Raw genomic sequence first — 6,788 nt, 5'->3', positions numbered from 1 at the left:
CCGAACATCGACCGGCGTGTCACCCGACCCGGCGAACGTTCGTGGCCAACGCACTAGCGACGGCTCTGGCGGTGCTTGACGAGATCGCCCAGGACCTGCGGGATGAGCTCAATAAGATCGAGACCGCCGGGGACGGATCAGAGGCAGAGGACACCCCCGTACCGCCAAAGTCCGGACCTCTGCCAAAAGCCTGGTTGCAGCAACGAGTGCTGGCAGAGGCGTTCCACCATGCCACGAACCGAAACCTGCACTTGTCAGCGGCTCAGTACGAGCAAGTCCTGCGTAAGTTCACCCAAGCGCAACTGACGGAAGCCGTTGCCGTCCGTGTGGCCATCGAGGCAGCCCTCAACCTGTCGCGCGGGGTGTTCGAAGAGTTTCCTGTGCACCTCACCGACCTTGAGTTGCTGCTGGCGGCCACCGAGCAGCAACTGGGAGAAGAGGCAGTCGGCCAGACCCTGCGGGATCAAGCGGCACAAAAGCAATCTCAGTTGCATCAGCACCGCGAGTTCGAGGACATGTATCAGGCCGGCAGCCTGCACATTGGCACAGCTCTCAGGGTGTCCAAGCGCTACGCCATCGTTCAACTCGCGGCTGGGCACACCGCCATCTTGTCAGCCCGCCATCTGGAGTCCGGCAAGCGCCAGGTGAACCTGGAAAACGTCATCCAGCCTGGCGACTCCGTGCGGGTCGAAGTTGTCCACGCCGCCGCCCAGGAGAACCGGATTGAAGTCCGGTCCAACGAGCTCCTCGAGCAGGTGGTGGCCGCCCATAAGCAGTGAGGCGCATCGCTTCCCCTGGACGAACGACCCGGGGGAAGCCCGGGTCGAGCAGCTCGCCCTCAAGAACCGGCTCGTTACCGCTTCGCTGGACCTGTCTGGCGTGGACTACGCCATGGCAGTCGGCGTGTCGTACTCAGAGCAACGCGGCACAGCTGTGGCAGTGGCCGCCACCACGCTGTTGAGCGGTCAGCTCCTTGATCCCGGCAACTATTACTCCACGGAGGTCGCGACCGGTTTTCCCTACATACCGGGTCTGTTCGCTTATCGGGAGGGACCAGCGATTTGCGCCCTTCTGGATTCCCTGCCGGGATTGCCGCCCCCTGATCATGTTCGACGCCCAGGGCACAGCCCACCCGAGAGGGTTCGGCCTGGCTGCACATATCGGCGTGCTGTACGACCTGCCCACACTAGGCATGACGAGGCGACCATTGTTCGGGCGAGCCGAGCCCCCCACGGAAGCCGACGGGGCCATGTCCGACATCACTGACCGTCGGGGCCGGGTGCTGGGCACGTGCGTCAGACTCCGGGCCCGGTGTGAGCCCATTTTCAGCTCGCCTGGCCATCGCACTGATATCGCCACCACCCTGAAATCAGTTCTCCTTAAACTGAACTGCTTCCAAAGTGGCTACCCTAAACCCCTCGCGTTCGTGCATGAGACAGCCAACCGGCTTGCACATAATCGCACGCAACCTTAAAATCACCACAGAAAGGTGCGTCAATGGAAGGCATTGTTCTCGTCACGAAAAATTCCGGTAAAGCTCGCGAGTTCGAGCGGATTTTGGGGGGGGGAGCCAGTGAGTCTCGACTTGCCGGAATTCCAGGAACTGGACGTCACCAAGGTAGCGGAACGTAAAGCAGCGATGGCCTTCGCCGAGCTGCGCCGGCCAGTCATGGTGGACGACTCCGGGCTGGTTATCGCTGCCTGGAACGGCCTGCCGGGAGCACTCGTGTCGTGGTTCCTCGACAGCGTGGGAAATGTCGGCCTCATTCGAATGATGGCTGGCTGGCCCGACCGATCAGCACAAGTTGTCACCGCCATCGGGTACTGCGACGAGGGCGGCACCCAAGTCTTCGTGGGCACCGTCGAAGGCAAGATTGCTCCGGAAGAAGCTGGCAGCAACGGATTCGGCTATGACCCGATCTTCATCCCGGGCGGACACGACCAAACCTTCGCGCAACTGTCTGACGACGAAAAGGATGCTATCTCCATGCGCCGCCGCGCCCTTGATAAGGCTCGCTCCGCCTTGAAGCTCTAGCTAACGGCCAACGGCATCGTCGACCCGCAGACCTGGTACTGGCTTACCCCGGACGACCGGCTGCGGCCGTATCCGCACCCCGGCTACCTGCCGCCTATCCGACTCCATGACCTGCGCCACAGCGGCGCCACGCTGGCGCTGGCGGCTGGAGGAGACATGAAAGTGATCTCGGCCATGCTCCGGCACTCATCGATCCAGATCACGGCGGACACGTACACCTCGGTCCTGCTGGAGATCGCTCACCAGAACGCGGAAGCCGCCGTTGCCCTGGTGCCGCAGCCGAGGCCCCAGCGGGCCGACGACGGGCCGGTTAGCCCCTCGCTAGCACCGAGCCCCAGAAACGCCAGTGGCCGTCCTTCCCGAAGGAAGAACGGCCAGGTCAGGCGATTGCCTCGCTGTGCGCCGCCAGGGACTCGAACCCCGGACCCGCTGATTAAGAGTCAGCTGCTCTAACCAACTGAGCTAGCGGCGCCTGCTGACGTCGTAGACATTAGCACCCGGATCGGCGGGAGGAAAAATCGATATCCGGGGCTCGTCGGCCGGTCCCGGGCGGGCCGCCCGTAGGCACGCCCAGAGCATCGCCTCGGCGCCCGGCAGCCACGGATGGCGCACGTCCGGGGCGACCAGCCAGCGCGGTCCCGCAACGGCGGGGCCGGCCGGGGCGCTCAGTGGGGGGACCGTCACGGCGTCGCCCGGACCGTGGCACAGGACCGGCGGCACGGGCGCCTTCGCGGTGCCCCCGGCGGTGTTTCCGGTACGGCCCCACTCCTCCCAGGCGAGCAGCGACGGCAGCCGCTGGGCGGTGCCGGCGGAGGTGAAGAGCAGCATGCGGCCCCGGTGGGTGGCGACCGGCCCCGAACCGGGCCCGTCCGCCCATAACCGGTCCAGCATGCGGCGGCCGAAGAACGCGGGGACGCTCACCACGTCGAACACCGAGCCGCAGGGCAGGACGCCCGAGTCCGCGGGGCGGGACTCCCAGAGCGAGAGCGTGCTGCGCGGGTACACGGCTGCGGAGGCGAGCCAGGCCGCCCCGGCGGCGGTGACCTGGGCAGGGGTGGCGGGGGACGGGTACGCGGGGAGGGCTGTCTCCTGGAGGGCGGTCATGGACTCACATCTACCCGGAGTAGCGGAGTCGTTCCCGAGAGTTGCGGGAAATCGGGACAGGGCGGGGCGGTGAGGAGTATCTTGCCGCCGGGCATATGCCATCAGCCGGTGCCCCGTACGGAGCCGCCGGGCGGCTACTCGTGCTTCGGGCCGCGCAGCAGACCGCGGCCGAACTCGACCATCTTCTTCGCGTAGTCCTCGGTCCAGTCGGCGCGCCGGGCGATGTCCGCCGCCGACAGCCGGTCGAAACGCTTGGGGTCGGCGAGCTGGGCGGCCGCGATCGCCTGGAACTCGGTGGCCCGGTCGGTCGCGGTGCGGAACGCGAGCGTCAGCTCGGTGGCACGTTCCAGCAGCTCACCGGGGTCCTCCATCGACTCCAGGTCGAAGAAGTGCTCGGGATCGGCGGCTGCCTCCGAAGGCTCGAAGAGCAGCGGCGCGGGACGCAGCCGCCGCTCGGTGCGCTCGGGTTCCGCCATGGGCTTTCCTTCCCTCTCGCGGCCACGCGTGCTCGATGACCACCGTCCATTGTCCCGGACCCCGCAAGTGCGCCTCCCGCGCGCACTTGCGCCGGGGCGGCGGGCCGGCTGTGCGCCTTCGGGACCCCACGGGCCGCCCGGCGGGTAGCGTGCCCGCCGCCCCGCCGGAACGAACCTGCCCCGCGGGGGAACGGGCCCGCGCGGCGGCCGGCTCAGTCGCGGTACCGGACCCGGTGTTCCGCCAGGTGCGCCAGGACCGCGTGGTTCGCCTCCCAGCCGTCGGGGAACTTGACCGTGACGCCCAGCTGCACCGGTTCCGTCGACGGGTGCTCGTCCAGCAGGTCCGCCACCCCCTCCCGGCACACCACGACACACGCGTGCCGGTGCCGCGAGGCCAGCACGCACAGCCGGCCCGTCTCCAGGTGGAACGCCGTCGCGTCGGGCCGCCCCGACAACGGGTGCAGCACCACTGTCACGTCGAACTCGCGGCCCTGGAGGCGGTTCGCCGTGTCGACCGCGACCCCGCTCACGCCGAGGTCCGCCAGCGCCGCCCGGACCGCCGCCGCCTGGTCGCGGTGCGCGGTGCCGACCGCGACGCGGTCCGCCGTGAGCGGCACCGGGTCGGGGGAGCGCTCGCTGACCGCCGCACCGCCCCGGTCCAGGAGACGGCGTACGACGCGGGCCACCGCCCCCACCGCCTCGGGGTCCGTACGCGGGGTGTGGCGGGCCGGGAGTTCCAGCAGGCCCCAGCCCGAAGCGGCCGCCTCGTCCAGCACCCGGTCCGGGCCCGAGCCGTCGGAGGGGACGCCGAAGGTGAGACGCCGGTCGCCGTGGTCCGTACCGCTGCGGAAGGGCGTGTACGGGTAGAACGCGTCCGAGACGAGCGGCGCGGCCGAGGCCGGGAGCCGCCAGGACACCGGCAGGCGGTGCTGCGGCAGTTCGGGATTGTGGGCGAGCAGCGTCGAGACGGCGCTCGCCGACGGGTCGTACGACAGCCCCGCCCACTGCTCGGCGCCGACGATGGAGAACGGGTCGAGCTGGCCCGGGTCGCCGACGAACAGCGCCCGCTCGAAGAGCCCGGCCACGGCGAGCAGCGCGTCCGAGCGCATCTGGTACGCCTCGTCGACGATGGCGTGCGTCCACGGCTCGGCGGTCTGCACGTGCGCCCACTTCGCGGCCGTCGAGATCACGATGTCCAGGCCCGCCAGGTCGGCGGCCTTGGCGGACTTGCGTACCTGCGCGAGGTCGTCGAGGGCCTTGTCGTACGGGTCGGTGTCGTTGCTGTGGAGCCGGCCGACCGGGAGGTCCGGTTCCTTCTCCGCGAGCCGCAGGACCAGGTCGTCGACCTGGGCGTTGGTCTGTGCGATCACCATCAACGGGTGGCCGGCGGCGGCCAGTTCCAGCGCGGCCCGCACCACGAGCGTCGACTTGCCGGCGCCGGGCGGCGAGTCCACGACGACGCCCCGGTGGGCGCCGTGCAGCGTGTCGTGGAGGATCGCCGCCGTCGCGCGGCCGGCCTCGGCGCCGGGGTCGAAGCGCGGGCTCACAGGATGTCCTCCGGGGTCACGGGGTCGGGGTGCTCGGCGCCCGCGCCCGGCGGGCCGCCGTGGGTCCAGGGCGTCGTCTCGGGGTCGGGCAGCCGGGGGCCGCCGCGCTGGTCGTGTTCGAACAGGGTCCAGCAGACGCGCTCGCCCTTCTCCGGGACGGACCCCGGCGCCGGCTCCTTGCCGCGGCCCATCTTGTCGGTCACCCGCAGCACCAGGACGCCGGGCTCCTCCTCGTACCGCACGAACTCGGCGGTCTGCGGCCTGCCGTCCAGCGAGCGGTAGACCTTCGCACGCTCGCCCAGGAGCGGGCTGTCGTCCGTCCGTACGGTGACCAGGGGGCGGGGGCTCGGCCGCTTTCCCTCGCTCGTCGCCATCACCACGTCCAGTACTTCGCTGGTGAACGCCTCGCCCGCCAGCCGCCGCCCGGCCATCACCAGCGGATCGTCGAGTGCCTCCTGCGCCTCCAGCTGGGCCTGCGCGGTCTCGCGGGAGGCGAGCTTCCGCGCGGCGGTCACCGCGTCGTCGCGCCGGGGCTGCGGCGGCTCCCCGGCCCGTACCCGGTCGCGGTGGCCGGTGTACGACCAGCGGTCGCGTGTCCAGCGGTCCGTGGCCCGGGAGCCTTCCGGCAGCTCCCGCAGCAGGTCGAGCCCGCGCCAGACGGCGTCCCAGGTGGGCCGCGTCTGCGCGGCCAGCAACGCGCGGATGTGCCGCTCGGCGGCGGTCAGTTCCCCGAGGTGTACGTCGGCCGCGAGGCCGTCCTCGGCGGCGGCGAGGGCCTTGCGGGCCCGGTCGTAGCGGTCGATCGCCGGGGCCAGCAGTTTGTTGTCGAACGCCGGGTCGGTCGCCGGGCCGGCCGGCGGGCACACCAGCTGCCCGTCCCCGTCCCGCTCCAGTTCCGCCCGCAGCGCGGCCTCGGCGCCGGACTCGCCCGCGGCCCCGTCCGGGTCGATCCAGGCCAGCAGCGCGCCCAGGTGCTGGTCCTCCAGGCTGGACTGGCCGGTCGCCCAGTGGCGGCCCAGCAGGTCGGTCGCGGCAAGGAGCAGCGAGGAGCCCGGCACCCGGGCCCGTTCGCCGAAGTGCGTCAGCCAGCGGCCGAGCAGCGGGATGTGCGGCGGCGCGGGATAGGGGGTGTCGGGGTCCTGCTCGGCCGTGCGCCGGAAGCGCGTCGAACGGCCGAGGAGCCGTACGTACGCGATGCCCGCCCGGCTCGGGACGATCAACTGGGGCGCGTCCGCGCACAGTTCGACCTCGACCTTGACGCGCTTGCCGGTCTCGGGATCGGTCTCGTTGCGCTCGGCCGCCTCGACGTCGTCGGCGAACCCGTCGATGTACGGCAGGACGGTCTCGGCCAGCTCCGCGAGGAACGCGAACCGCAGGTCGCGGTCGCGCGGCTGCGTCACGGCGAGCAGCCGGGGCGCGTGGCGGTCGGTGCCGACGAGCGCGCCGAGCGGCGCCCCGGCCTCGCCCGCGGTGGTCAGCGGCACGAAGACCATCGGGCGCTCGGACAGGTGCCGGTGCCGGACGGTGGCAAGGGGCTGCGCCCGTCCGCTGCGCACGGCGTCGAGTCGCGCGAGCGTGCTGATCAGCGACATGCGGCGCCTTTCGGTGAGCGGAGCGGTGGGTGCC

General features: G+C 70.7%; 7 protein-coding genes, 1 tRNA gene and 1 pseudogene. 4 read left to right on the top strand and 5 right to left on the bottom strand.

Features of this window, described 5'->3' with window-relative positions; all coding sequences use genetic code 11:
• The 4 genes and pseudogenes from IE185_RS23360 to IE185_RS23350 all read left to right on the top strand — a co-directional run.
• Nucleotides 1-779: S1 domain-containing protein (locus IE185_RS23360; RefSeq protein WP_229843652.1), on the top strand; the 779-nt coding region annotated here is incomplete at its 5' end.
• Nucleotides 694-1,077: pseudogene (locus tag IE185_RS34025) on the top strand (endonuclease V); the annotation flags it as partial. The gene IE185_RS23360 and the pseudogene IE185_RS34025, both read left to right, overlap by 86 nt.
• 28 nt (nt 1,078-1,105) lie before the next feature.
• Nucleotides 1,106-1,474 carry an endonuclease V gene (locus IE185_RS34020; protein ID WP_138898985.1) on the top strand — a complete coding sequence of 123 codons (369 nt, stop codon included), beginning with the start codon at nt 1,106-1,108 and terminating at the stop codon, nt 1,472-1,474.
• A gap of 15 nt (nt 1,475-1,489) precedes the next feature.
• A complete protein-coding gene (locus tag IE185_RS23350; protein WP_138898984.1) occupies nt 1,490-2,035 on the top strand; it encodes a non-canonical purine NTP pyrophosphatase in 546 nt (181 codons plus the stop codon).
• Nucleotides 2,036-2,433: 398 nt separating this feature from the next.
• On the opposite strand, the gene IE185_RS23340 is transcribed toward IE185_RS23350, so the two are convergent.
• The 5 genes from IE185_RS23340 to IE185_RS23320 all read right to left on the bottom strand — a co-directional run bounded on the left by IE185_RS23340 (nt 2,434) and on the right by IE185_RS23320 (nt 6,754).
• Nucleotides 2,434-2,507: transfer RNA gene (locus IE185_RS23340), tRNA-Lys, on the bottom strand.
• The gene (locus IE185_RS23335; RefSeq protein WP_189715896.1) at nt 2,498-3,139 is read right to left on the bottom strand and encodes a bifunctional DNA primase/polymerase; all 642 of its coding nucleotides are present in this window, start codon (nt 3,137-3,139) and stop codon (nt 2,498-2,500) included. Before IE185_RS23335 ends, IE185_RS23340 begins: the two co-directional genes overlap by 10 nt.
• A gap of 134 nt (nt 3,140-3,273) precedes the next feature.
• Nucleotides 3,274-3,615, bottom strand: a complete 342-nt coding sequence (locus IE185_RS23330; RefSeq protein ID WP_138897717.1) for a DUF8844 domain-containing protein — start codon at nt 3,613-3,615, stop codon at nt 3,274-3,276.
• Nucleotides 3,616-3,827: 212 nt separating this feature from the next.
• On the bottom strand, nt 3,828-5,162 hold the full coding sequence (locus IE185_RS23325) for an AAA family ATPase (protein ID WP_138897718.1): 1,335 nt from the start codon (nt 5,160-5,162) through the stop codon (nt 3,828-3,830).
• A complete protein-coding gene (locus tag IE185_RS23320; protein ID WP_138897719.1) occupies nt 5,159-6,754 on the bottom strand; it encodes a hypothetical protein in 1,596 nt (531 codons plus the stop codon). Before IE185_RS23320 ends, IE185_RS23325 begins: the two co-directional genes overlap by 4 nt.
• Nucleotides 6,755-6,788: the final 34 nt, after the last annotated feature.

This window comes from Streptomyces chryseus (assembly GCF_014650755.1).
GTDB lineage: Bacteria > Actinomycetota > Actinomycetes > Streptomycetales > Streptomycetaceae > Streptomyces > Streptomyces chryseus.
Note: the sequence above shows the minus strand (reverse complement) of the source record. Positions and strands in the feature narration are given on the sequence as shown.